This is a genomic window from Dyella acidiphila, from assembly GCF_014863405.1.
Classification (GTDB): Bacteria; Pseudomonadota; Gammaproteobacteria; order Xanthomonadales; family Rhodanobacteraceae; genus Dyella_B; species Dyella_B acidiphila.
Map to the genome: position 1 here is coordinate 398,644 of NZ_JACZZA010000001.1, position 24,896 is coordinate 423,539.

The window sequence follows — 24,896 nt, forward strand, 5'->3', positions numbered from 1 at the left end:
AATGAACATGGACGCAAGCCCTGGCCCTTCACCCTGCCCTCTCCCCGCTGGGGAGAGGGAATTGTGTCCTCGCGTTGCGAGGACGCTCACTCTGGGGCGAAGAAATCGCTGCCGTGCTGGTCGATCAGCTCCAGCGCCTTGCCGCCGCCGCGCGCCACGCAGGTCAGCGGATCGTCCGCCACCTGCACGTGCAGACCGGTTTCTTCCGACAGCAGGCGATCCAGATCGCGCAGCAGGGCACCACCGCCGGTGAGCACGATGCCGCGCTCGGCCACGTCGGAGCACAGCTCCGGCGGCGTCTGTTCCAGCGCGGCCTTCACCGCCGCCACGATGCCGGCGAGCGGTTCGTGCAGGGCTTCCAGGATCTCGTTGGAGTTGACCGTGAACATGCGCGGCACGCCCTCGGCCAGGTTTCGGCCGGAGATTTCGATCTCCTTGACCTGGCTCTGCGGGAAGGCGCAGCCGATTTCCAGCTTGATGCGCTCGGCGGTCGATTCGCCGATCAGCGTGCCGTGGTTGCGGCGCACGTAGTTGATGATGGCTTCGTCGAAGCGGTCGCCGCCCACGCGCACGGACTGCGAGTAGACGATGCCGTTGAGCGAGATAACCGCCACTTCCGAGGTGCCGCCGCCGATGTCCAGCACCATCGAGCCGCGCGCCTCATGCACCGGAATGCCGGCGCCGATCGCAGCGGCCATCGGCTCTTCGATCAGGAACACGTCGCGGGCACCGGCGCCTTCGGCCGATTCCTTGATGGCGCGGCGCTCCACCTGGGTGGAACCGCAGGGTACGCAGACCAGCACGCGCGGGCTCGGGCGCAGCAGGCGCGAGCGATGCACCTGGCGGATGAAGTGCTGCAGCATCGCCTCGGTCATGGTGAAGTCGGCGATCACGCCGTCCTTCATCGGGCGAACCGTAGCGATATTGCCTGGCGTACGACCCAGCATGCGCTTGGCATCGCCGCCTACCGCGGCAACCGTGCGGGGACCGCCCGGTCCACGATCCTGACGGATGGCGACCACGGAAGGTTCGTTCAGGACGATGCCCTGGCCCCTGACATAGATAAGCGTATTGGCCGTGCCAAGGTCGATGGAAACATCGTTCGAAAACATTCCGCGAAACTTCTTGAACATGGGTCCGCCGCGTGTCGACTCTGGCTAAAAAGTAAGCGCGCCAGTCTAGTCAGCAAACCCCTTGTTCGCAAGGACAATCTCGTTAAGAAAGGCTTTGTTTTTGCTGGAAACGGCGTGTCAAAAATGAGGCGACCATGGGTCCCGGGCCGAGTCTGCCGGGCGGCTGCCTGTTTCCCGTACTGCTCCTACCAGCTACGATAATGTGTTTGCCGCCAGCGGCCCCGCCGCATTCAGCCAACCCATTGGGACCACTGCCACATGTCTGCCGTTATCTGCGGATCGCTTGCCTACGACACCATCATGGTCTTCCAGGACCAGTTCAAGAACCACATCATTCCGGACCAGGTGCACATCCTGAACGTGTCGTTCCTGGTGCCGCGCATGCGCCGCGAATTCGGCGGCTGCGCCGGCAACATCGCCTATAACCTCAAGCTGCTGGGCGGCGATCCGCTGCCGGTGGCCGCCGTGGGCCAGGATTTCGCGCCGTACCGCGAGCACTTGGAAAAATGCGGTATCCGCATGGACTGCATCCGCGTATTCGAGGACCAGTTCACGCCGCAGTGCTTCATCACCACCGACCTGGACAACAACCAGATCACCGCCTTCCATCCGGGCGCGATGTCCAGCGCGCATGCCAACCACGTGCGCAATATCCCCCAGATCAGCTTCGGCATCGTGGCGCCGGACGGCCGCGAGGCGATGCTGCAGCACGTGGACGAATTCGCCGCGCGCGGCGTGCCCTTCGTGTTCGACCCGGGCCAGGCGATGCCGCTGTTCAATGGCGACGAGTTCCGCGCCATGATCGAAAAATCCACCTATGTGATCGTCAACGACTACGAATCGCAGCTGCTGCAGCAGCGCACCGGCTGGAGCGCGGCGGACATTGCCTCGCGCGTGAAGGCCTATATCGTGACGCTCGGCCCGCGCGGCTCGCTGATCCACGCCGACGGCACCACCCATGAGATTCCGCCTGCGCGCGAGCGCCAGGTGGTCGATCCCACCGGCTGCGGCGACGCTTATCGCGCCGGCCTGATCTTCGGCATCATGAACGGCCTGGACTGGCCGACCATCGGCCGCATGGCCTCGCTGATGGGCGCGCTGAAGGTGGAACATCCCGGCACGCAGAACCAGCATTTCAGCTACGGCGAGTTCGCGGCCGCGTTCAAGGAACAGTTCGGCTACGCGCTGGCCTGAGCCGGCGCCAGGGGAGCAGCATGTCGATCCTCGTCAACATCGTGGTCGCGGTCATCGCGCTGATGCATGTGTGGTTCCTGGTCCTGGAGATGTTTCTCTGGGACAAGCCCACCGGCCGGCGCGCCTTCGGCCTCACTCCCGAATTCGCCACACAGAGCAAGGTGCTGGCCGCCAACCAGGGGCTGTACAACGGGTTCCTGGCCGCGGGGCTGATCTGGGGCATCCTGCTCGGCGGCCCCGAAGGCACCCACGTAAAGCTGTTTTTCCTGGCCTGCGTGCTGATTGCCGGCCTCTACGGCGGCTTCACCGCCACCCGCAAGGTGCTGTGGATCCAGGGCCTGCCTGCAGCAATTGGCCTGGCATTGGTGCTGCTGGGCTGAGCATGGCAACGCGGATGACGCCCCCGTGACGCAGCACGCCCGCGAAGCCGTCGGCAGCACGTTCGACCCGGCGCGCATGCAGCACGCGCGCCGCCAGAGCTGGGCTGCGCTGCAGGGCATCCGCCAGCGCATGCGGCCGGGCATCAGCGAGGACGAGGCCAAGGCCGAAGCGGCGAAAGTTTTTGCGGAACTGGGCATGGAGCGGCTGTGGCACCCGGTCATCATCCGGATCGGCCCCAATACCATCAAGACCTACCGCCAGCCCTCGGCCCCGGACGTGCGCCTGGGCCAGGACGACATCTATTTCATCGACCTGGGCCTGGTTTTCGATGGCCACGAGGGCGATGTGGGCGATACCTTCACGGTCGGCCATGCCCCGGCCCAGCAGGCCTGCGCCCAGGCGGCACGCGATCTGCACCGGGATGTGGCCGATGCGTGGCACACTCGCGGCCTGAGCGGCCAAGCCCTGTATAATTACGCCGATGCGCGTGCCGAAGCGATGGGATGGCGGTTCAACCACGCCATCAAGGGACATCGCGTCAGCGACTTCCCGCACGCCATACACAAGGGCGGCGACCTGGGTGATTTCGAGCACCGGCCTGGCGAAGGCCTGTGGATCCTCGAGATCCAGATCAGCCACCCGACCGAGCCCTTCGGCGCCTTCTACGAGGACCTGCTGATCCACGCAGCGTCCTGAATGCGCCAGACCGGACCGGACACGCTGGATACACATTGAAAACGTACGCTGCGGGCAGAACTCGCGTCCGCAATTATTTCGCCTAACGAACTTTAATCACGGAACCAAGACTGTGGCCCGCCAAAAACCCCTCAACCTCTATCGCAACATCGGCATCATTGCCCACATCGACGCCGGTAAGACCACCACCACCGAGCGCGTGCTGTATTACACGGGCAAGAAGCATCAGATCGTCGACGTGCATGACACCAAGGACGGCAAGGGCTCGACCACCACCGACTATCTCGAGCAGGAACGCAAGCGCGGCATCACCATTCAGTCCGCCGCTGTGTCCACCGAGTGGAAGGGTCACCAGATCAACGTGATCGACACCCCAGGCCACGTGGACTTCACCATCGAAGTGAACCGCAGCCTGCGCGTGCTCGACGGTGCCGTGGTGGTGTTCGACGGCGTGGCCGGCGTGGAACCGCAGACCGAAACCAACTGGCGCCTGGCCGACCAGTACAACGTGCCGCGCATGTGCTACATCAACAAGATGGACCGCATCGGCGCGAACTTCAAGCACGCCGTGGAAGGCATCAAGAACCGCCTCGGCGCCAACGCCGTGCTGTGCCAGATTCCGCTGGGCAGCCACGACGAATTCGTCGGCATGGTCGACCTGATCACCGGCCAGGGCTACATCTGGAAGGGTCACGACAAGGACAGCCAGTGGGACGTGGTACCGCTGGAAGAAGTTGCCAGCAAGGTGAACTTCACCTCCACCGCCGATCAGGAATGGGTCGCCAACCTCGCCCAGCTGCGCGATGAAACCATCGAAAAAGCACTGGAAATGGACGACGAAGCGTTCGACAAGCTGCTCAATGCCGGCGACGTCGAAACCTTCATCAAGAGCGGCGACTTCAGCATCGAGCTGCTCAAGAAGTGCATCCGCAAGGGTTGCGTGGAAGGCAAGCTGGTGCCGGTGTTCTGCGGCTCCTCCTACCGCAACAAGGGCGTGCAGCAGCTGCTCGACGGCGTGGTCGACTACATGCCCTACCCGGGCGAGAACGGCGGCATCGGCCTGGTGGACGAAGACGGCAATGTGGTTGGCGAACAGGGCGTCGTCGACGACGCACCGGCACGCGCACTGGCGTTCAAGGTGATCAACGACCAGTTCGGCACGCTCACCTTCTGCCGCATCTACTCCGGCGTGATCAAGAAGGGCGACACCCTGCAGAACGTCACCCGCGGCAAGAAAGAGCGCATCGGCCGCATCGTTGAAGTGCAGGCCAACGCCACCAAGGACATCGAAGAAGTGCGCGCCGGCGACATCTGCGCCTTCGTCTCGATGAAGGAAACCGAGACCGGCGACTCGCTCACCGATCCGGCCCATCCGGTGCTGCTGGAGCGCATGCGCTTCCCCGACCCGGTGATCAGCGTGGCAGTGGAACCGAAGAGCCGCAACGACATCGACAAGCTCTCCACCGCGCTCTACAAGATGGTGAAGGCCGATCCGTCGCTGCGCATGGAAGTGGACAAGGAAACCGGACAGACCGTGCTCAAGGGCATGGGCGAACTGCATCTGGAAATCACCATCGACCGCATGCGCACGGAACTGGGCGTGGAAGCCAACATGGGCAAGCCCAAGGTCAGCTTCCGCGAAGCCTTCGGCCAGACCGTCGAGCACACCTACACGCACAAGAAGCAGTCCGGCGGCTCGGGCCAGTTCGCCGAAGTGAAGATGATCTTCGAACCGGGTGAACCGGGCAGCGGCGTGGTGTTCTCCGACGAAATCGTCGGCGGCCGCGTGCCGCGCGAATACATCCCGGCGGTGGAACATGCCATCACGGTGGAATCGCGCCAGGGCCAGGTGGCCGGCTACGAAGTGCTGGATTTCAAGGCACGCCTGATCGACGGCAAGTACCACGACGTCGACTCCTCGGCGCTCGCCTTCGAAATCGCCGGCCGCGCCTGCTTCCGCGAAGCGCAGCGCATGTCCAAGCCCAAGCTGCTGGAGCCGGTGATGAAGCTGGAAGTGGTCACCGAAGCCGACTACCTCGGCGACGTGATCGGCGACATCAACCGTCGCCGCGGCTCGATCAGCGAGCAGGGCCAGAAGGGCACCAACGCCTTCGTGCAGGGCTTCGTGCCGCTGGCGGAAATGTTCGGCTACATCAACTTCCTGCGCTCGGCCACCAGCGGTCGCGGCACCTTCACCATGATCTTCGATCATTACGAAGAAGTGCCGGCGAGCATGGTCGCCAAGCTGATGGAGAAGGAAGCGAAGTAAGCCTTCGCCCGCCACTTGCAAGCCAAAGCCCGGGGAGCGATCCCCGGGCTTTTTTATGCCTTCCGGCGCCGCGTATCCCGGATTCCGGAGCCCGGCAAATACCCGCTGGCCGTATGTGGTTACGCCAACGAAGTGGTCGTTACGCCCTAAGGCTTGCCCCGTAATCGCGATTTCCGCAAAAGCCGCTCGCAGCGCATCACATAGAGAACGACCACCGCGTCTGCGTCGACACGGTAGAAGATCCTGCATGGAGGTTCGACTATTTGCCGATAGCGCGACCCCTTCAGCTCTGGCGGCCTGGACCCACTGACCGGATGATCCGCCAGTTGCGCAACATGCGCGAGAATGCGCTGGACGAGTTCACGTGCAGCCTGCGGGTTGTCCAGCGCGATGTAATCGGCGATTTCGTCGAGCTCGCTGAGCGCGGGCTCGGTCCAGATTATTTCAGCCATCGCTTCAGGCGTGTCCTTGCCTCTGCATGCGTCATGGTGCGCTGCTCCTCCAGCGCACGCTCGCCCCGCGCAATACCTTCCAGCATCCTCATGCGCTGCTGCATGGCATCGAATGACTCCACGTCAACAAGATATGCACTCGGCATGCCGTGCTGCGTGATCAGAATCGGTTCGCGGTCGCGCTCCAGTTCTGCCAGCAGCTCGGTGGCTTGTCGCTTCAGGGTGGTGACCAGTTCAGTGCGCATGAAGTGATACTAAAGTGCCACTATGGCCGGAGCAAGCCACCTCACAAGACCGGCGTCCAAGTGCGCGGAGCCTGTTCACTGGCACTGCCCGGGGGATAGCCACGTTACAATACGCGCTCCACGCTCCAGCCGATCCGCCCATGTCCGCCCATCTCCAAGAAACCCACCGCCGCCGCACCTTCGCCATCGTCAGCCACCCCGACGCGGGCAAGACCACGCTGACGGAAAAGCTGCTGCTGTTCGGCGGCGCGATCCAGATGGCCGGCTCCGTCAAGGGCCGCAAGGCCGCGCGCCATGCCACCTCGGACTGGATGGCGCTGGAAAAGGAGCGCGGCATCTCGGTGACCTCCTCGGTGATGCAGTTCCCCTACGAGGACAAGATCGTCAATCTGCTCGACACCCCAGGTCACGCGGACTTCTCCGAAGACACCTACCGCGTGCTGACCGCGGTGGACTCGGCGCTGATGGTGATCGACTGCGCCAAGGGTGTGGAAGAACGCACCATCAAGCTGATGGAAGTGTGCCGCCTGCGCGATACGCCGATCATGACCTTCATCAACAAGCTCGACCGCGAGGGCCGCTCGCCGATCGAACTGCTGGATGAAGTGGAATCGGTGCTGGGTATTGCCTGCGCGCCGCTGACCTGGCCGATCGGCATGGGCAAGCGCCTGAAGGGCGTATACCACCTGCTGCTGGACGAAGTGCATGTGTTCGAGGCGGGCAAGAATTTCACCCGCCAGGATTCGACCATCTTCAAAGGCCTGAATGCACCCGGCCTGGAAGCCGCGATCGGCGCCGAAGCATTGGGCGAGCTGCGCGACGAGCTGGAGCTGATCGTGGGCGCCTCGCATCCGTTCGATCTGGAGCAATACCTCGCCGGCAAGCTCACCCCGGTATTCTTCGGCTCGGCGGTCAATAACTTCGGCGTGCAACTGCTGCTGGACTTCTTCGTGGAGCATGCGCCTGCGCCGCGCTCGCGCAACACGCTCAACCGCGAGGTGAAGCCGGAAGAAGAAAAACTCACCGGCTTCGTGTTCAAGATCCAGGCGAACATGGATCCGGCGCACCGCGACCGCGTCGCCTTCATGCGCGTGTGCTCCGGCACCTATACCGCCGGCATGAAGATGGTGCAGACGCGCACCAACAAGGAAGTGCGCATCGCCAATGCACTGACCTTTATGGCCAGCGATCGCGAAATCGTGGAAAGCGCCTATCCGGGCGATGTGATCGGTCTGCACAACCACGGCACCATCAGCATCGGCGATACCTTTACCGAAGGCGAGGCGATCAGCTTCACCGGCATTCCCAACTTCGCGCCGGAGCTGTTCCGCCGCGCGCGCCTGCGCGATCCGTTGAAGATGAAGGCGCTGCAGAAGGGCTTGGTGCAGCTGTCCGAAGAAGGCGCCACCCAGTTCTTCCGCCCGCTGATGAGCAACGACCTGATCCTGGGCGCGGTCGGCGTTCTGCAGTTCGACGTAGTCGCCTATCGCCTGAAGGACGAATACGGTGTAGATGCCTCGTTCGAGCCGGTGGGCGTGGTTACCGCGCGCTGGATTCACTGCGACGACGAAAAGAAGCTGGAAGAATTCCGCGAGAAGAACATCATGAACCTCGGCATCGATGCTGCTGGCGAACTGGTCTATCTGGCGCCTTCACGCGTGAATCTGCAGCTGGCGCAGGAGCGCGCTCCGGCAGTGCGCTTCTCCGCCACGCGCGAGCACGCCGCCTCGATCGTGGTTTGATCCACGGCGCCGGCGGCCGTCCGGCGCGCGTGACCTCTGGCACTGCGATGGCGCATTGCGCCGCCCTAGCCTGCTGGTGAGCCGACCAGGGGAGTCCGCATGAGCCAGAGCATCGCTTTCACCACGCCATCCAATGCACCAGCCTGGCAGCGCTGGCTGGTGTTTTCGACGCTGGCGCGCATCGTGATCTTTGCCGCCCTGCTGCTCGGCATCGGTTATCTGATGCATGCGCTGTTGCCGATGACCGGCTGGACGGACAAGAGCGCCGCCCCGACCCTGCGCGCGCTGGCGCATCTGTTGCTGGAACTGGTGCCCAGCGTGGTCGGTTATCTGGTTCTGGTGAAACTGATCGAACGGCGCCGCATGCAGGAGTTTTCCGCGCGCAGCGTCGTCAGCGCCGGCATCCCCGCCTTCCTGGGCGGCTTCGTGCTGTTCAGCACCGTAGTGGGACTGCTGTGGCTGTTCGGCAGCTATCACGTGCTGGGGATCAACACCCAAGTGGACTGGCTGCCGGAGATCCTGGTCGACGGCGTGGCCGCCGGCATCGCCGAAGAGATCGTGACGCGCGGCGTACTGTTCCGTGCCGTCGAAGAGGGCATGGGCACCTGGTGGGCGCTGATCATTTCGGCGCTGTTTTTCGGCGCCGCGCATATCTTCAATCCCGGCGCCACGCTGTGGAGCTCGCTGGCGATCGCGATCGAAGCCGGCATCCTGCTCGCCCTGGTGTTCCACGTCACCCGCTCGCTATGGGCCTGCGTGGGGCTGCATGCGGCGTGGAATATCGCCCAGGGCACCATCTATGGCATCCCGGTCTCCGGCACGCATAGCGACGGCCTGCTGGTTTCCAGCCGCAGCGGCCCGGACTGGCTCAGCGGCGGTGGCTTCGGCGCCGAGGCGTCGGTGGTGGCGCTGGCAACCTGCAGCCTGGTGTCCGCGGCCTTGCTGCTGATTGCGTTGCGCCGCCGCAGCATCGTGGCGCCCAGCTGGCGCAGGAAGAACGCCTGATCAGTGTCGCGTGCGCGGCGACAGCCACATGGTGATGCGCGCACGAAATACTTCCTGTCCGGCGGCATCGCTGACACGCACCGTTACCGGCCACTCATAGCCGGCGGCGGATTCCACCGCCGCTGCGTCCGGCGTAGCAAGGGCATGCATGCTGCCGATGGCCTTGGCGAGATAATCGACCGACATGCCCTTCGGAATCCAGCGCATGCCCGGCGGCATGCTCGCCTCCGCCATCGTACCGGCACTGAGCTCGGCCAGATTGCATAGAGCGATCGCATGCACCGTGCCGAGGTGGTTATGCACGCGACGGCGATCGCGCATGCGCACTTCGCAGCGACCCGGCGCCAATACGACGAAACGCGGCGCAATGGTGGCGAAGTAAGGCGCACGCAAACACACGGCGCGCGAAAACAGCCAATGCCCCGCCGGCCAGCGCGTGATGCGCTGATACAAGGACAATAACGACGCACTCATCAGCCCCTCCTTGCGAAGACGGCGACCGAAGTCGCCGTCTTCCTCGTCAATCGCTTGTATGCGGACTTAGGCCGCGTCGGCCAACTTCTTCGGATCCTTGCGGGTCACCGCCGAACGCAGTTCTTCCGGATCGAAATCGTCCACCGAAATAAACTCGAACACGCCTTCGCGCACGCGCTTGAGCAGGGCCGCTTCGCTCGGATCGATCACGCCGGCCTTCACCGCCTCGTCCAGCTGGCCGAGGTAGTCGTGCGAGGTGAACTGGCCCGCCTTCTGCGCCTTGCCGAACTTGCGCTCGACCGGCTCGGCGGCGATCACGTCCGGCAGCAGCTTGTTCATGCGGCCCACGGTGTTGTTCTGCGTCGGCGTGAGATAGGTCCACTCCAGCAGGCGATCGCGCGCTTCGCCCGGCGCGGTAATGATGGCTGCAACGCGACGCCCCAGGCGATCGGACGGCGGCACTTCGCGGCGGCCGAACGGGAACACCAGCACATACAGCAGCCACGCGACCGGGCGCACCGGGAAGTTGCGGATGGCGCCATCCAGCGCCATCTGCGTACGCCACATGCATTCGTGGAAGGCCCAGGCCAGCAGCGGGCGATCCGCTTCCGGACGGCCGGTGTCTTCGTAGCGTTTGAGCATCGCACTGGCGATATACAGATAGCTCAGCACGTCGCCCAGGCGAGCGGAGAGTTTTTCCTTGAACTTCAGCTTGCCGCCGAGCACACCCATGAAAGTATCGGCGCACAGCGCCAACGCGGCCGAATAGCGATTGAGCTTGCGGTAGTAGCGGCGCGTATACGCATCGCCCGCGGCATCGCCGATGGTCGCCCCGGTGACGCCGAGCACGAAGCTGCGCACGGCGTTGGAAATGCCAAAGCCGATATGGCCGAATAGCGCGCGATCGAAGGTTTTCAGGCGCTCTTTGTAATCGGGAATGCTCAGCGCCTGCATTTCCTTCAGTACGTATGGATGGCAGCGGATCGCCCCCTGGCCGAAGATCATCAAGCTACGCGTCATGATGTTCGCGCCTTCCACCGTGATGGCGATCGGCACGCCCTGCCAGGCGCGGCCCGCGTAGTTCTTCGGGCCCAACTGCACGCCCTTGCCGCCATGCACATCCAGCGCATCGCCGGCGATGGTGCGGCCCCATTCGGTGGCGTGGTACTTGGCGATCGCCGACGGCACGGCCGGCTTCTCGCCGCGATCCACTGCCGCCGCCGTGGCGCGCGACAGGGCTGCGGTGGCGTAAGTGAGACCGCCGATGCGGGCCAACGCTTCCTCGACACCTTCGAAACGCGCCACCGCCAGGCCGAACTGCTTGCGCATGCGTGCATAGGCGCCGGTTGCCGCCACCGCCATGCGCACACCGCCGGTGGCATTGGACGGCAGCGAAATCGCGCGTCCCACCGACAGGCATTCCACCAGCATGCGCCAGCCGTGGCCGGCCATATGCGGGCCGCCGATCAGCGTGGACAGCGGCGCAAAAATATCCTTGCCGCGCACCGGGCCGTTCTGGAACGGAATATTCAACGGGAAGTGGCGACGGCCGATTTCCAGGCCAGGCGTGCTACGCGGCAGCAGCGCCAGCGTGATGCCCAGATCTTCCTTGTCGCCCAGCAGATGTTCCGGGTCGTACAGACGGAAGGCCAGGCCCACCACCGTCGCAATCGGCGCCAGCGTGATGTAGCGCTTGTCGAAGTTGAGCTTCATGCCGATGGTTTCCACCCCATCGACCACCTGCTTGCACACCACGCCGTAGTCGGGAATCGACGTGGCATCGGACCCCGCATACGGACCGGTCAGCGCGAAGCATGGAATCTCCTCGCCGACGGCCAGGCGCGGCAGGTAGAAGTTTTTCTGCTCGTCGCTGCCGTAATGCAGCAGCAGCTCGGCCGGACCGAGCGAGTTGGGCACCGCCACGGTGGAAGCTACCGTCGCCGACATGGTCGCCAGCTTCTGCAACACCGCCGAATGCGCCAGCGCCGAGAAACCCAGGCCGCCGTACTGCTTGGGAATGATCATGCCGAAGAATTTGTGCTTCTTGACGAAGTCCCACACTTCCGGCGGCAGGTCGGCCAGTTCGTGCGTGATCTGCCAGTCGTCGAGCATGCCGCACAGCTGTTCCACCGGGCCGTCCAGGAAGGCCTTTTCTTCCACGCTCAGTTCGGGCTTGGGCTGCTTGATCAGCTCATGCCAGTCCGGCTTGCCGGAGAACAGCTCGCCTTCGAAACCCACCGTGCCGGCTTCCAGCGCCGTCTGCTCGGTATCGGACAGCTTCGGCGTGACCTTGGCGAACATCTTCAGCAGCGGCGCGGTGATCTGCTTGCGCCGGAAATCGACCATCAGCAACGGCACCGCGACCAGCAATTCGAGGATCAGCAGGATCACCGTGGTGATCGGCGCCCCTAGCAGCAGGCCGACCACCAGCGTGACGGCGATCGTCACGATCGCCCACGTGCGCAGGCTGCTGCGGTGGTAAGCGCAGGCGCCGGTCGCAATCAGCGCCGCCAACACAGTCAGTAGTACGGACATCTCAACACCTCGTTGCGGGTTGCTTGATCGCCGCGCCGGCAACGGCATCGGCTGAACTCAGGCTTTGGAGAAAGCCTGCAATCTGGGCCGTGAATGCGTCGTTCGCATCGCCGGCCAGCATATGGGTGGCACCGGGTACTACGGCGTGCCGTGCATGCGGCACCAGGGCCAGGAATTCGTCGACCGTACGATGCGACACCACATCGCTGCGTTCGCCTGAGAGCAGCAGCACCGGCACCTCCACCTTGGCCGCGGCCTGCAGCAGGCGCGGCTGGTAGCGCTCGCTCTCGCCGATCAGGCTGCCGGCGAGCAAGGCCGGATCCCAGTGCCAGCGCAGCCGCCCATCCGCACCCTCGCGCAGGAGCGGGCGCAGTTGCTGCTCGCTCTTGCGCTCGCGCCGTTGCGGCAGGTACGCGGCAATCTGCTCGGCCGCTTCGGCATAGCTGGCGAAACCGTCCGGATGCGCTTGCATGAAAGCAAGAATGCGCTCCACGCCGGAGGTTTCCCAGCGCGGGGTGATATCCACGAGCACCAGCGCACGGAACGGCGTGGGGCGGATTTCACCCGCCGCGACCAGACCGAGCAGGCCACCCATCGAAGCGCCGATCAGAATTGGCGGCTCAGGCTGCGCCTGCGCCATGCCGAGCAGATCATCGACGAACTGCTGCATGTGATATTCGCCGCCCGGCACGCGGCCGCTTTCGCCATGGCCACGGCTGTCGAAACTGACGCAGCGGCAGCCCTGCGCCACCATGGTCGCTGCCGCGGTGTTCCAGGCTCCGCGCGTCTGGCCGAAACCGTGCGCAAACAGCAGGGTCGGGGCGCCGGAGGCGTGGCGCAGGTCTACCGCCAGCGTTAAACCATCGGCGGCGGTGTAGTCGGCTCGTACGGGCGGCGGCGATTCCATACGGGCGAGTATGGATTGCGTCCTGGGACGGCGTCAACCGGCCCGGGGCCGGGGGCCGCCACAGCTCAATCCCGGTCTGGGCTACCATACGGAAATGAATGTCCGCCAAAAACCTGAACGCACGCGCCTTTCCGCCGAAGACTGGGAAGATGCCGCCCTCAACCTGATTGCTGAGCAAGGTGTCGGCGCCCTGGCCGTCGAGGCTCTTGCCCGTCAGCTTGGCGTCACCAAAGGCAGCTTTTACTGGCACTTCCGCACCCGCGAGGCCCTGTTGCAGGCGGCGCTGGAGCGCTGGGAACAGTATGGCGAGCGCGAAATCATCAGCCAGATCGAGGCCATTCCCGATCCGCGCGAACGACTGCCGGAACTGTTCCGTCGGGTGGCGCACGAACTCCACCCGCACCGCGTTTACGCGGCACTGCTGAAGGCGCTGGACCACCCGCTGGTGGTCCCGGTGATGGCGCGCGTCTCCAAGCGGCGCACGGAATTCCTGCACACGGCCTACTCCGAGGCCGGCCTGGAAGCCGAGGAGGCGCTGAACCGCGCCCGCCTTACCTATGCCGCCTATGTCGGCTTTCTGCAGCTGAATTTCACGCTCGGCCTGCCACGCTTGTCGCATGAAGAGTTCGACGCCTACGTCGAACACATGATCGCCACTCTGATCCCCGCCTGAGGCCGCCAGGGCGCCCAGGCGGCGCCCGGCCAGATCCCCCCGCAAGCCCCAGCCGCATGCCGTTTGCTGCATGCCACCTTGCAATGCCAGTTTCCGTAACTTAGCGTCACTACTCCTTTTTGTGGGTAGACCAAGGCGAGGGAAACATGGCGAGCAAGCTGGATTCGCTCGAGCAATGGGTCCATGACGTGGCGGCTATGACCCGCCCCGCGACGATCCATTGGTGTGACGGTTCCGATACCGAATATCGGGCGCTGGTGCAGCAGATGCTGCAGAGCGGAGATCTGATCGAACTCAACCAGCAGACCCATCCGGGCTGCTACCTGCACCGCTCCAGCCCATCCGACGTGGCGCGCGTGGAGCACCTGACCTTCGTCTGCACCAGGGACGAAGCCGACGCAGGCCCGAACAACCATTGGATGGCCCCGGCCGAGGCGCACGCCAAAATGGATGCGCTGTTCGACGGCTGCATGGAAGGCCGCACCATGTATGTGATTCCTTACTGCATGGGGCCGATCGATTCGCCGCTGTCGCGCTGCGGCGTCGAAATCACCGACAGCCCCTACGTGGTGGCGAACATGCGCACCATGACCCGCATGGGTGCCGCGGCGCTGGCTCGCATCGAGCGCGAAGGCCGCTTCGTGAAGGGACTGCACTCCACTGGCGAGCTGGACCCGGAGCGCCGTTTCATCATGCATTTCCCGGAAGAGCTGAGCATCCGCTCCTACGGCTCCGGCTACGGCGGCAACGCCCTGCTGGGCAAGAAATGCCATGCCTTGCGCATCGCCAGCCACCAGGCGCGCAGCGAAGGCTGGCTGGCCGAGCACATGCTGATCGTCGGTATCGAGAATCCGCAGGGCCAGACCCACTACATCGCCGCGGCGTTCCCATCGGCCTGCGGCAAGACCAACCTGGCGATGCTGATTCCGCCAGAGGGCTATCGCAAGGAAGGCTGGCGGGTGTGGACAGTGGGCGACGATATCTGCTGGATGCGCCCCGGTGCGGATGGACGTCTATACGCCATCAACCCGGAAGCCGGCTTCTTCGGCGTAGCGCCGGGCACCAGCGACAGCAGCAATCCGAATGCGCTGGCCAGCATCGCGCGCGACACCATCTTCACCAACGTGGCAGTCACCGCCGACAACCAGCCGTGGTGGGAAGGTCTGCCCGGCACGCCGGTTACCGATTGGCAGGGGCGTCCCTACGATCCGGCCAATGGCCCGGCCGCCCATCCGAACTCACGTTTTACCGTCAGCGCCAGACAATGCCCAACCTGGTCGCCAAAGGCCGAAGACGCGCAGGGAGTGCCGATCAGCGCAATTGTGTTCGGCGGTCGCCGCCCTTCGCTGCTGCCGCTGGTGATGGAGGCTCGCGACTGGACCCATGGCGTGCTGATGGGTGCGGCGATGGGCTCGGAAACCACTGCGGCCGCCACCGGCGCCGTGGGTGTGCTGCGGCGCGATTCGATGGCCATGAAGCCGTTCTGCGGCTACCACTACGGCGATTACTTCACGCATTGGCTGTCGCTCGACCAACCCGGGGCCAAGCTGCCGAAGATCTTCCACGTGAACTGGTTCCGCAAGGGCAAGGACGGCAAGTTCATGTGGCCGGGCTTCGGCGAGAACCTGCGTGTGCTGGAATGGATGATCCAGCGCGTGGAGGGCAACGCGGCCGGCGTGCAGACACCGATCGGCACCCTGCCCGCGCAGGGCGAACTCAAGCTCGACGGACTGAACCTGCCGCGCGAAACGCTGGCTGAGCTGCTTGAGGTCGATACCGCCGGCTGGCAGACCGAACTGCACGCCATCGGCGAATACCTCGACAGCTTCGCCCCGCGCCTGCCCGCCCGCCTGCGGCAGGAGCAACAACGCGTCGCCCAGGCGCTCGAAACACCGGCCTCGCCGCGCAAAGCGGCCAACGCCTAAGGCAGCGCCGCGGGCCAGGCCCGCGGCGCTCTAAACCCTCCGGCCCCTGGCCGCATCCAAGCTGGCAAGATGATTGCTGCTTGCATCGCCAACGGAAGCGCCATGCCACCTGCGCTCGCTGCGGGACCCAACGACGATAAGGATGACGTGCGCGCTGCCGCAGCGGGCGACCGTAAGGCCTTCCAGCGCCTGTACCGCCAGCACGTGGGGCGTATTCATGGCGCCATGCTGCGACTGTCCGGCTACGATCATGCGCGTGCCGAAGATCTTACGCAGGATGCCTTCGTGCGCGCCTGGCAGAAGCTGGACAGCTTCCGTGAGCAGAGCGCCTTCGGCACCTGGCTTTACCGATTGGCGGTGAATGTGGCACTGATGGACATACGGGCGCGGGGCGCCGATCCGGTCGGCTATGTCGACGAAGAAAGCATCCCCGAGCCTGGCGAAACCCCGTTCTGTGCCGCCGAACGCGACGAACTGGAACGCGCAATCGGCAAGCTGCCGCCACGGGCTCGCGCAGTGCTGGTATTGCACGACGTGGAAGGCTGGCGCCATGAGGAAATCGCCGGCGAACTGGAAATGGCAGTAGGGTCGTCCAAGGCGCAACTGCATCGTGCACGTGGCTTGTTGCGCAAAGCGTTGGGAGAAGTGCGATGAACGAATTCGAATGGCTGCGCCAGATGCGCGACTTGAATCAGCCGGCCGCCCCGCGCAACGACTTGTGGGCGCGCATCGATGCCGCGCTCGACGCGCAGGTACCGGCTGAAGAAGCGGTAGTGATTCCCATCCGGCGTGCACGGCATGGCCGGGTCTGGGCGGTAGCCGCCAGCCTCGCCGCCACCTTCGCACTGGCCTGCGGCATCGTGTGGCACGCGCAGTCGATCCAGCCTGCCGCCACGCCTTCCATCGCTGCCAATACGCCGCCCTGGAAACCCAACGACCCGCGCCTGGCCGGCGCCGCCGTCGAATTGGATGCAGCGCGCATGGAATTGCAACAGGCCATCCAGCAAGCTCCCGATTCGCCCGCGCTGCAACGCTTGCTGCAGCGGACCGATGCCCAGCAGACCATGCTGCGCGAACTTGAAAAACATGCCGGCTGAAGCACCCAGGACACCATAACTATGAAAAACGCCCGCTATCTGCCGCTGTTGTACTGCCTGTGCTGGGGAGGACAGGCACTTGCCGACACCCCGCTCGATCTCAGTCATCCGGCGGCACCCACCGCACACATCGACATCACCAACGTCAAAGGCGAGGTCTCCATCACCGCCTGGAATCGCAACGAGGTGCATGTCAGCGGCCAGCTCGGCAACGGTGCCGAACCACTGACCATTGAGGGCAGCGAAAACAATCTGGTGATCAAGGTGCAGGCGCAAGGCCACGACGGCTGGCTTAACTGGGGCGGCGACAAGGCGATGTCTTCGTCCACGCTGGATATCAACGTGCCGCGCGGCGCATCGGTGAAGGTAAACGTGGTGAGCGCACCATTGAGCATCGACGGCATCGACGGCGGCGACATCGCGGTCAATTCAGTCAGCGGCCGCGTGCGCATCAATGCACAGACGCCGATGCTCGACGTGGTAACGGTGAGCGGCAACGTCGCTTTCTCCGGCCATGCCAGGCAGGCCAAGCTGCAGACGGTAAGCGGCGACATCCTGGCCCCTTCGCTGGGACAGTCGGTAGACCTGCAAACCGTATCCGGCCATATCCAGGCCAGCGGCGGCCCGTGGGATCACCTCGGCCTGAGCACCGTATCCGGCGATGTGCAATTGACCGGCGGCCTGGCCCCGAACGGCAACATCAGCATCGACAGCATGAGCGGCGACCTGCAGCTGCAATTCCCGGCCTCGCTGTCCAGCAATCTGCATGCGACCACCTTCAGCGGCGATCTGCGCAGCGACTTCGGTACGCCCACGCGCCCCGAACATGGACCGGGCAGCACGCTCGATACCGTCGCCGGTGGCGGCAACGGCAAGATCAGCGTCGAGACCTTCAGCGGGGACTTGAGAATTCGAAAAGGCAGCGATTGAGCGAAATCGCAATGGCTATGCGCCAGCATAGCCATCGAATTCCACGGCGCATGCTGTGACTTCGCTCCAGCTTGCGCCGCACCTCTTCGGGGTATTACTGCGCAGGTTTCGGGCGAAATACGAAAATACACGCCCCAATGAAACTGACGCCCGTATAGGCGGCCACACCAAACAACTGCGCCAGCCTGTGGTCAATGTGCAATACATCACGGGCCGTCAACATTACCCAGAGATTGACCGCATATGCGCCACCCGCGACGAGCACGAAGCGCACGAATTTAGCCACCGTGGGGCGGTCCTGTTCGAAGGTCCATTTATTGTTGACGAAGAAACTTACGCAGATTCCCACGGCATAGCCAACCGCATTGGACGCGACATCGCTCAGCCCGATCGCCATACACGAATAAATCAGCGTCAGGCCGACCGCCGTGTTCAACAATCCGGTCGCCAGGTATTTAAGAAACTTCAGGTAGATCTGCTGCATGGTCATGATATTCCGGCGGACTGCCGGGATATTCCGGAACTGGCCGGCCTATCCCGCTGCCACCACCTCCAGCGCCCCATCATTCCAGCGCGTGACAAGCACTCCTGCCTTCGGCCCGGACTTGAGCTCAGGCAGATCCTCGCATCGCGGCGTGGACGAAATCGGGAAACGTCGAGCGACCGGATCGATCCTGTCTACAGAAAGCGGCGTACAGATCGTGGCCTCTACCCCCTCGGTTCCCGACGCCCCCAAGGCCTGACTCAAAGTGTGCTGGTAAAGCGTGTAGACGTCACCCAGCTGCCCGGTCATGTCTTCAATGACCAGCGTTCGCGACTTGTGTGCTTTCACCACATTTAATGCCTGAGTTATCACATTTCGCTGCAATACGGCATCTTGCCGTACCGCGTTACCCAGGAAGCCGCAATTAATCAACAAAATCAAGACAACCATTGAACCGTTCACGGCGTTGACCGCCTGCATACGGCGCCGCGAAAAGAAGTTGAGCAGCGCAAAGGCAAGCAAAACTGCGCCCGCCGAAAGTGGGAACGTAATGCGCTGAGGATCGTTCAAATGCAACGCATCTACATAGACCAGACCGAGCAACGGCATCAATACCAGGCAGAGAAGCGCCAGCAGCATCACGCGCCATTGAAGCGAACGTTGCTCGAGTTTTTCCATCCCCGGCCAACACAGCATACCGATGGCGGCAAACAACAACGGCAATACTGTGGGCTGCTTGACGTAGCTGGTCACGACAACCGCCTTGACATGCGCAATGACCGCAGGAAGCGTGAACAGACTGCCCGAGCCGCTAGCGATATTTTCCTCGTACAGATCCGCGCCCAATACGTGGGAAATCACCAGCCAGTAGAGCCCGTAGACCACACCTCCCAACGCAATGGCCGCATACATCCGGACCATGGAATTGATCGTAGTAGCGAATGTTTCGGCCCGACCGTCGACGCCCTCGCCGCGCAGCGAGAGAATGGCAAATGGCGCAACCGCAATGCACAGGAACAAGCCCTGATACGTAGCCAGCAGGAGCAATACGCATAAGGCGCACATGGCGCCCCACCTTACCGACCAGCGTGGGTACAACCGAATAACGCAACCAAAGGCCAGAAAGAAAAAGACCGCCGACAATTGCGAAGGCGCGTAACGCCCAAGCCATGCACCATCCCATGGCACAAGTACTGCGGCCATCGTCGAAATTACCCAGCGGCCATGCCCGGTCAATAGCGGACTCACCGCCCAACGAGCCGCAAAGTAGCGCAATAGCAAAAACACCGCCGTTGCAGCCGCTACGCCAAGCCTCGGATGATGCCCGGCACCCAGCACCCATTGCGTTGCGTACGCAATGAGGTGCAGTGGGCGCATCGTGTGGAAAAAGCCCGTTGCAATATATCCGAGGCCATAATCGTGAAAAGCGAGTAGCAACCCCCACTCTTCAAGCAAAGGACCTACACAAGCAAAAGCGATCACCATGAGCACGCACAATGTCAGCAGCTCCAGCCGCAGCTGACTACGAACCTCGTCCGGTGACGCCGTCATCTTGTTTTCCTCTGCCACTTATATTTCCCCAACGATTTTTAACTCGACCCAATTCAGTGGAACGACTTGAATAATCGAGGCGCCCCAGCAACTCCCCAGCTTCAATTCCGCGACCTTGAATGCCGGCGGGCGAAACAGCACAGACTGGAGATCATGCATCGGCAGCTACGCCGCCTTACCAAGCTCAGACTTTTATCCTGTCAACGCTTTTCAGCCACGGCGCGTCACCGCTTTCCCAAAGCGCCTGCAATTCCCGCTTGTCGCGGAGCGTATCGCAAGGGCGCCAAAAGCCAGCGTGCTGATAGGCGGCAAGCTGCCCGTCTTTCGCCAGATTGGAAAGCGGCTCGCGCTCCCATGACATGGCATCACCTGCCACATAGTCGATGGCAGCAGCTTCAAGCACGAAAAACCCGCCATTGATCCAGCCGATTTCGTCCTGGGGCTTTTCCTCGAAACTCGAGACCAGCTTGCTTTCATTGATACTGAGTACGCCAAACCGCCCCGGAGGCTGCACGGCGCACACGGTGGCAAGCTTCCCGTGCTTGCGATGAAAGGCGATTTCGGCGCCCAGATCGACATCGGACAAGCCGTCGCCATAGGTCATGCAAAATGTTTCGTTGCCGAGATAAGGCGCTACACGCTTCAGCCTTCCGCCAGTCATCGTGTCGGCACCGGTGTCGACCAGCGTAATCCGCCAATCTTCCGATTGACTGTTCAACGTCTCATGTGAACCGGTGCGCAGATCGATGCGCATATCGGACATATGGCGGTAGTAGTTGAAGAAGAACTCCTTGATCACATAGCCCTTGTAGCCGAGGCAGATCACGAAATCGTTGATGCCGTGCGCCGCATACATCTTCATGATGTGCCACAGCAATGGCCGGCCGCCCACTTCAACCATCGGCTTGGGCCGGGCATCCGATTCTTCTGCAATACGCGTACCCAGTCCGCCGGCGAGAATAACTGCTTTCATGACGATTCCTGTTACTACAGTTTGAGGTCGCCAGGCTCAATATTGAGGCTCTGCTCGACGATGGCGATGGGGTCCGCTCGCAAGGTGCGGTAAATTCGCAGAATGTATTCCCCGATTATTCCCAGCAGAAATGCATTCAATCCGATGCCGAACAACAGCAGGAGCTGAATGCTGGTAAAGCCCCTGGGAAGATTGGGATCGATCAACCGTAAACCCACATAATAAATGGCGGCGGCACCGCTCAGAAAAAGAATGAGCACCCCTACGTAGGTCGCCAGGCGCAGCGGCACCGCAGAGTGATTGAACACCGCGGTCAGGCCAAGCCGCAGAAGCCGCACTACATTGAATTTGCTCTCGCCACCCGTGCGAGCATCTCTGTCGTAGACGATGCCGGTCTGCTCGAACCCCATTCCGGCAATCATGCCCCGCAGATAAGGAGTGGCCGAACGAGTGCGTGCAAGCGCATTGATGACTGCACGGTCGACGAGTCGAAAATCGCCAACATCCCGAGGAATGGAGTGTTCGCTGATCTTGTCGATAAACCAGTATCCGCATTTGCGGAACATGTTCAGCAATGCGCTTTCGGGCCGTTTTCTACGAATGCCGTATACAACCTTGTAACCCTGCTGCCAGAGCTCGAAAAACTGTTCGAGCAGCTCCGGCGGATCCTGCAAATCCGCGTCGACCTGCATGACAGCATCGCCACGCGTGTGCAGATAGTTGGCCAGGATCGAATTCTGGAAGCCAAAATTCCGCGAAAAGCGGATCGCCCTTACCCGCGAATCGCTTGCAGCAAGCCCGCGAATGATCGCCCAGGTACGATCTTCGGAATGGTTATCCGTAAAGACGAACTCAAGCTCGCAACGATCCGCCATGCGCTCAGCCAGAGCGCAAAGCCGCGCATACAACGTATCGAGGTTGCTTTCCTCGTTCAAAACGGGAATGGATATGGAAATGAGCGGCTTCTTGTTGGTCATGATCCGATCTTCCCGGCAGCCACCGCCCCGGATGTGCAGCAAGCGCACATATATTCGACAACCCCCTGAATCGCATCACGGAATTCAATCGTATCCAGCATCATCGTCGGCGCAAAGGTTTTGCCGTAATTTTCTTCGCTCGGTTCCGGCAACGCCCCTACGCGAAGCAAATGATTTTTTTCGAGCGCCCCAAATACTGCTTCAGCAAGCGCCCGCAAACTTACGGGCTTGCCGTGACTGAGGTTTGTCACACCGACCATCTCGGGCATCCCGGCAATTAAGCGGACGGCGCGCGCCTCGTCTTCAAAATGGTGATATTCGCGAAGCTGGCGCCCGGAGGTCATCCGGAACGGCTCATTGTTGCGGATGGCAGTCAGCATCTGCCCAAGGAACATGAACGGACTGGGCTGCCCACCGCCATAAAGCGTATGAATTTGCAGATGCAATACGGGCCATGCGGCACTGAGCGCCTCTTCAACGTATTCGCGGAGCCGCTTCTTGCTCTCGACATAGGCATTGCCTACATCCAGCAGGCTTTCCATGATGGTGCCGAAGGTCACTACCTTGATGCCAAGCCGGGCCGCGCCGTCTATCACGTTTCTAGGCAAGCGGTAGTTCACGCTCACCAACTCATCCGTCGCCAAACGGGGATCCAGCAAACCCGACGCAACAAAGACCGTAGCATCGGCGGCATGCGGACTGAAGTAACGGGCAATCCGATCTACCGCATTCGCTCCCGACCAGTCCGCGTAGACCGAACGCTGCAACGATATGATTTCCTGGTTGGCATACTGGCTTGCGATGGCCTGCCCCAGTCGCCCGCCTCCCCCGATCAAATAGTAGGTGCTCACTGGCTGCCCGCACGCCAGGCATTGATCTGGGCAAGCGATATGGCCTGTGCAGCAGCGGGATCTGCGTAATAGTCGCGATACCATCCGGCCGTTTCGCGCACAGCCTGTTCGGTATCCCACACCGGCAGCCATCCCAGCCGATTGCGTGCAAGGGAGCTGTCTAGCGCAAGCGCCTGGGCTTCCGGCAGCGGATTGTTCATGTATTCGAGTGCAGGACGTTTCCAGGACCCGCTCATGAGTTCGAGCACGTCGCGGACGGAATATTGCTTGATATCCTGCGGCCCTAGATTCCACGCTCTGGCGACGGCGCCCGGGTCGTCCGAAGCCAATCCGGCGAGAATCAGCAAATAGCCGTGCACCAGGGCAAGTACGTGCTGCCACGGCCGCGTGGCATCGGGATAGCGCAAGGTCAGCTCGCCGCCACCCACCACGGCACGGACAAAATCCGGAATCAGGCGATCTTCGGACCAGTCACCGCCACCGATGATGTTGCCGCCACGAGCGGTCGCGATCGCAGGGCCCTTTCCTTCCGACCACGGATAGGAAACGGCATAGCTTTGTATAACCATCTCGGCCGCAGCCTTCGATGCGCTATAGGGATCCTTGCCGCCCAGGGGATCATTCTCCCGATACGGCCAGGGCCACTCGTTGTTCTGATAAACCTTGTCTGTGGTGATGCAAAGCACCCCCTTGACGCTCTTCACCGAACGCGCCGCTTCCAGCACATGCGCCGTACCCTGCGCATTGACCATGAAAGTTCTTGCGGGCTCGCGATACGAACGCCGCACCAGAGGCTGCGCGGCAAGATGCAAGATCAGTTCGGGCTCAAAAGCCGATACGGCATGCCGCACGGCCTCATAGTCCGCCACGTCACCTAAAGTCGTTGCGGTATTTTTGGCCAGGCCGGTCGCCTCGAACATGGAGGGCGATGTCTCCGGCGGCAACGCGTAGCCGGCAATGTCCGCCCCGATCGAATGCAGCCAGAGGCAAGCCCAGCTTCCGGTAAAACCTGTGTGCCCTGTAACAAGAACCTTTTTGCCTGCCAGCAGGTTTTCAAAAGAAGCCATCTCGTCCATTCCAATGAATTCTTCAGCTCAAGCATGACCATTGAGCTTCATTCCGCAAAAGAAACATGCCCACTGCGGACCACCTGATGGCGGCCGTCGATCATGGCAAGCAACAGCTCCCAAGGCACGCTTTTCAGCAAATGCACCTGCCTGGGAAGGCGGAATTGTAATCCAGGTCAGCCCTGCGGGACGCGGGGTGTCTTATGCGGCACAGGGCCGTCAGAGGTCCTGATGATATTGAACGTAAGGCGTGCGCGACTGGTCGGGCTCAGGCGGCCCGGCCGGCGTATTGGTGCTATTGCCGGAAGACCACAGGTTCTGCGCACCGAAGCTCAGCGAACCCTGCCACGGCAGGCGCCAGGTGACGCCCAGATCGATGCTGTTCCAGCGACGATCGGTGGTAAAGCTGGACGGCAGCCCCACGCCCTGCTCGGGCTGCATGGTGCGGCCGATGATGCTGCCACTGACCGAGCCATGCTCGACGCCGAAACTCAGCGCTTTCTGATCCAGCGCATTGAGTCCAAGCAGATTGCCCGGCATCAGGCGGATGCGGCCCATGCTTGCGCCGAGCAATACGCCATTGTTGTTGTTCAACGCGAAACGGCCACGCGCATTGACCTGCGTGCTGCTATCGAAATCCGCCAGCCCGTTTACGCCGGTTACCGCGCCCGGCAATACACGCGGCAGGACCACCGCGCTATTGGGCATCTGGTCCTGCGCCACACTCAAGCCCAGGCTGTAGCGGCCGGTGTTGTAGGTGGCGCCGACTTCACTGCCGACAATACGCGGCTGGCTGACCCAGGAGCGCTGGGTTACGTCGGCCTGCGCGGTAACGTTCGGCGTGACGCTGTACTGCAGCCCGCTGGAACTGACCGTACCGCCCGAAAGCGGGTTGAACGACAGATTGGAGTTGTTCTGCGCGCCGGCCGTCGATGCATTTTGCGACTGCACCAGCAGCGAGCCCTGCGGCAGTTGCCCGGACTTGGCAAGCGCGGATTGCTGCAGCCACACCGGGTTGCCCTGCTGATCGCCGTCCAGCGTCTGCCCTGCCGCAAGAAGCGGCACGCAGAGCAGCGGCAATGTGAGCAACAGTCGGCGCATGAGATTGACAAGTGGTATTGCAGACCCAGCCGGCCCTCGATGGAGGGGCGGACTCCCGGGGGCAAGTTTACCCCATTTTACTTTTTACTAACACCCCGGAAAGATCTTTTTTCTATGCAGAATCTGCCAAAACCGTCGACTCGGCGCATACTTGCTGGCACGGTGAATGCATAGGGCTTTCAACCACTCCCAAGCGCTTCCCTGAAGCCCGGACGATGGCGACATGACACGACC

General features: G+C 62.5%; 24 protein-coding genes. 11 read left to right on the forward strand and 13 right to left on the reverse strand.

The window, feature by feature from the left end:
* Nucleotides 1-86: 86 nt before the first annotated feature.
* Nucleotides 87-1,133, reverse strand: a complete 1,047-nt coding sequence (locus IGX34_RS01950) for a rod shape-determining protein (protein WP_192553972.1) — start codon at nt 1,131-1,133, stop codon at nt 87-89.
* A gap of 258 nt (nt 1,134-1,391) precedes the next feature.
* On the opposite strand from IGX34_RS01950, the gene IGX34_RS01955 reads away from it, so the two are divergent.
* The 4 genes from IGX34_RS01955 to fusA all read left to right on the forward strand — a co-directional run bounded on the left by IGX34_RS01955 (nt 1,392) and on the right by fusA (nt 5,673).
* Entirely contained in the window at nt 1,392-2,327 is a 936-nt protein-coding gene (locus tag IGX34_RS01955; protein WP_192553973.1) for a carbohydrate kinase family protein, read from the forward strand.
* A gap of 20 nt (nt 2,328-2,347) precedes the next feature.
* A complete protein-coding gene (locus tag IGX34_RS01960; protein WP_192553974.1) occupies nt 2,348-2,707 on the forward strand; it encodes a DUF1304 domain-containing protein in 360 nt (119 codons plus the stop codon).
* A gap of 25 nt (nt 2,708-2,732) precedes the next feature.
* Nucleotides 2,733-3,404 (forward strand): M24 family metallopeptidase, encoded by a 672-nt coding sequence (locus IGX34_RS01965; RefSeq protein ID WP_192553975.1) that lies wholly within the window; start codon nt 2,733-2,735, stop codon nt 3,402-3,404.
* Nucleotides 3,405-3,516: 112 nt separating this feature from the next.
* Nucleotides 3,517-5,673 carry an elongation factor G gene (gene fusA / locus IGX34_RS01970; protein ID WP_192553976.1) on the forward strand — a complete coding sequence of 719 codons (2,157 nt, stop codon included), beginning with the start codon at nt 3,517-3,519 and terminating at the stop codon, nt 5,671-5,673.
* Nucleotides 5,674-5,819: 146 nt separating this feature from the next.
* Here fusA and IGX34_RS01975 read toward each other — a convergent pair whose 3' ends face one another.
* Both IGX34_RS01975 and IGX34_RS01980 read right to left on the reverse strand, forming a co-directional pair.
* Complete coding sequence (locus tag IGX34_RS01975; protein ID WP_192553977.1) at nt 5,820-6,125, reverse strand: type II toxin-antitoxin system RelE/ParE family toxin; 306 nt, start codon at nt 6,123-6,125, stop codon at nt 5,820-5,822.
* Complete coding sequence (locus IGX34_RS01980) at nt 6,113-6,370, reverse strand: type II toxin-antitoxin system prevent-host-death family antitoxin (RefSeq protein WP_192553978.1); 258 nt, start codon at nt 6,368-6,370, stop codon at nt 6,113-6,115. The genes IGX34_RS01975 and IGX34_RS01980 overlap by 13 nt, the downstream gene beginning before the upstream one ends.
* A 140-nt stretch (nt 6,371-6,510) precedes the next feature.
* Between IGX34_RS01980 and IGX34_RS01985 the strand changes: the two genes are divergently transcribed.
* Entirely contained in the window at nt 6,511-8,112 is a 1,602-nt protein-coding gene (locus IGX34_RS01985; RefSeq protein WP_192553979.1) for a peptide chain release factor 3, read from the forward strand.
* A 99-nt stretch (nt 8,113-8,211) separates the two neighbouring features.
* Nucleotides 8,212-9,117, forward strand: a complete 906-nt coding sequence (locus IGX34_RS01990; RefSeq protein WP_192553980.1) for a CPBP family intramembrane glutamic endopeptidase — start codon at nt 8,212-8,214, stop codon at nt 9,115-9,117.
* Here the strand turns inward: IGX34_RS01990 and IGX34_RS01995 are convergent, their stop codons facing one another.
* The 3 genes from IGX34_RS01995 to IGX34_RS02005 form a co-directional block, all read right to left on the reverse strand.
* Nucleotides 9,118-9,591: a hotdog fold domain-containing protein gene (locus tag IGX34_RS01995; protein ID WP_192553981.1), complete on the reverse strand. Its 474-nt coding sequence runs from the start codon at nt 9,589-9,591 to the stop codon at nt 9,118-9,120.
* Between the two features lie 66 nt (nt 9,592-9,657).
* Nucleotides 9,658-12,126: an acyl-CoA dehydrogenase gene (locus IGX34_RS02000; RefSeq protein ID WP_192553982.1), complete on the reverse strand. Its 2,469-nt coding sequence runs from the start codon at nt 12,124-12,126 to the stop codon at nt 9,658-9,660.
* A 1-nt stretch (nt 12,127) separates the two neighbouring features.
* Nucleotides 12,128-13,033, reverse strand: coding sequence for an alpha/beta fold hydrolase (locus IGX34_RS02005; protein ID WP_192553983.1), 906 nt, complete (start codon nt 13,031-13,033; stop codon nt 12,128-12,130).
* Nucleotides 13,034-13,127: 94 nt separating this feature from the next.
* Here IGX34_RS02005 and IGX34_RS02010 point away from each other — a divergent pair, with 94 nt between their 5' ends.
* From IGX34_RS02010 to IGX34_RS02030, 5 genes are all read left to right on the forward strand, one after another.
* On the forward strand, nt 13,128-13,706 hold the full coding sequence (locus IGX34_RS02010; protein WP_192553984.1) for a TetR/AcrR family transcriptional regulator: 579 nt from the start codon (nt 13,128-13,130) through the stop codon (nt 13,704-13,706).
* A gap of 146 nt (nt 13,707-13,852) precedes the next feature.
* Nucleotides 13,853-15,631, forward strand: a complete 1,779-nt coding sequence (locus IGX34_RS02015; protein WP_192553985.1) for a phosphoenolpyruvate carboxykinase (GTP) — start codon at nt 13,853-13,855, stop codon at nt 15,629-15,631.
* Nucleotides 15,632-15,733: 102 nt separating this feature from the next.
* The gene (locus IGX34_RS02020; protein WP_225737139.1) at nt 15,734-16,285 is read left to right on the forward strand and encodes an RNA polymerase sigma factor; all 552 of its coding nucleotides are present in this window, start codon (nt 15,734-15,736) and stop codon (nt 16,283-16,285) included.
* Nucleotides 16,282-16,728, forward strand: a complete 447-nt coding sequence (locus tag IGX34_RS02025; protein ID WP_192553987.1) for a hypothetical protein — start codon at nt 16,282-16,284, stop codon at nt 16,726-16,728. Before IGX34_RS02020 ends, IGX34_RS02025 begins: the two co-directional genes overlap by 4 nt.
* 21 nt (nt 16,729-16,749) lie before the next feature.
* Nucleotides 16,750-17,658, forward strand: coding sequence for a DUF4097 family beta strand repeat-containing protein (locus IGX34_RS02030; protein ID WP_192553988.1), 909 nt, complete (start codon nt 16,750-16,752; stop codon nt 17,656-17,658).
* 94 nt (nt 17,659-17,752) lie between these two features.
* Here IGX34_RS02030 and IGX34_RS02035 read toward each other — a convergent pair whose 3' ends face one another.
* The 7 genes from IGX34_RS02035 to IGX34_RS02065 all read right to left on the reverse strand — a co-directional run bounded on the left by IGX34_RS02035 (nt 17,753) and on the right by IGX34_RS02065 (nt 24,662).
* Nucleotides 17,753-18,142 carry a GtrA family protein gene (locus tag IGX34_RS02035; protein ID WP_192553989.1) on the reverse strand — a complete coding sequence of 130 codons (390 nt, stop codon included), beginning with the start codon at nt 18,140-18,142 and terminating at the stop codon, nt 17,753-17,755.
* A 48-nt stretch (nt 18,143-18,190) separates the two neighbouring features.
* Nucleotides 18,191-19,711: a hypothetical protein gene (locus IGX34_RS02040; protein ID WP_192553990.1), complete on the reverse strand. Its 1,521-nt coding sequence runs from the start codon at nt 19,709-19,711 to the stop codon at nt 18,191-18,193.
* A gap of 166 nt (nt 19,712-19,877) precedes the next feature.
* Nucleotides 19,878-20,666 (reverse strand): glucose-1-phosphate cytidylyltransferase, encoded by a 789-nt coding sequence (rfbF, locus tag IGX34_RS02045; protein ID WP_192553991.1) that lies wholly within the window; start codon nt 20,664-20,666, stop codon nt 19,878-19,880.
* A 14-nt stretch (nt 20,667-20,680) separates the two neighbouring features.
* Nucleotides 20,681-21,643: a glycosyltransferase family 2 protein gene (locus IGX34_RS02050; protein WP_192553992.1), complete on the reverse strand. Its 963-nt coding sequence runs from the start codon at nt 21,641-21,643 to the stop codon at nt 20,681-20,683.
* Nucleotides 21,640-22,494 (reverse strand): NAD-dependent epimerase/dehydratase family protein, encoded by an 855-nt coding sequence (locus tag IGX34_RS02055; protein WP_338015395.1) that lies wholly within the window; start codon nt 22,492-22,494, stop codon nt 21,640-21,642. The genes IGX34_RS02050 and IGX34_RS02055 overlap by 4 nt, the downstream gene beginning before the upstream one ends.
* Nucleotides 22,491-23,570, reverse strand: coding sequence for a CDP-glucose 4,6-dehydratase (rfbG, locus tag IGX34_RS02060; RefSeq protein ID WP_192553994.1), 1,080 nt, complete (start codon nt 23,568-23,570; stop codon nt 22,491-22,493). The genes IGX34_RS02055 and rfbG overlap by 4 nt, the downstream gene beginning before the upstream one ends.
* A gap of 210 nt (nt 23,571-23,780) precedes the next feature.
* Nucleotides 23,781-24,662, reverse strand: a complete 882-nt coding sequence (locus IGX34_RS02065) for a hypothetical protein (RefSeq protein WP_192553995.1) — start codon at nt 24,660-24,662, stop codon at nt 23,781-23,783.
* Between the last annotated feature and the right edge of the window lie 234 nt (nt 24,663-24,896).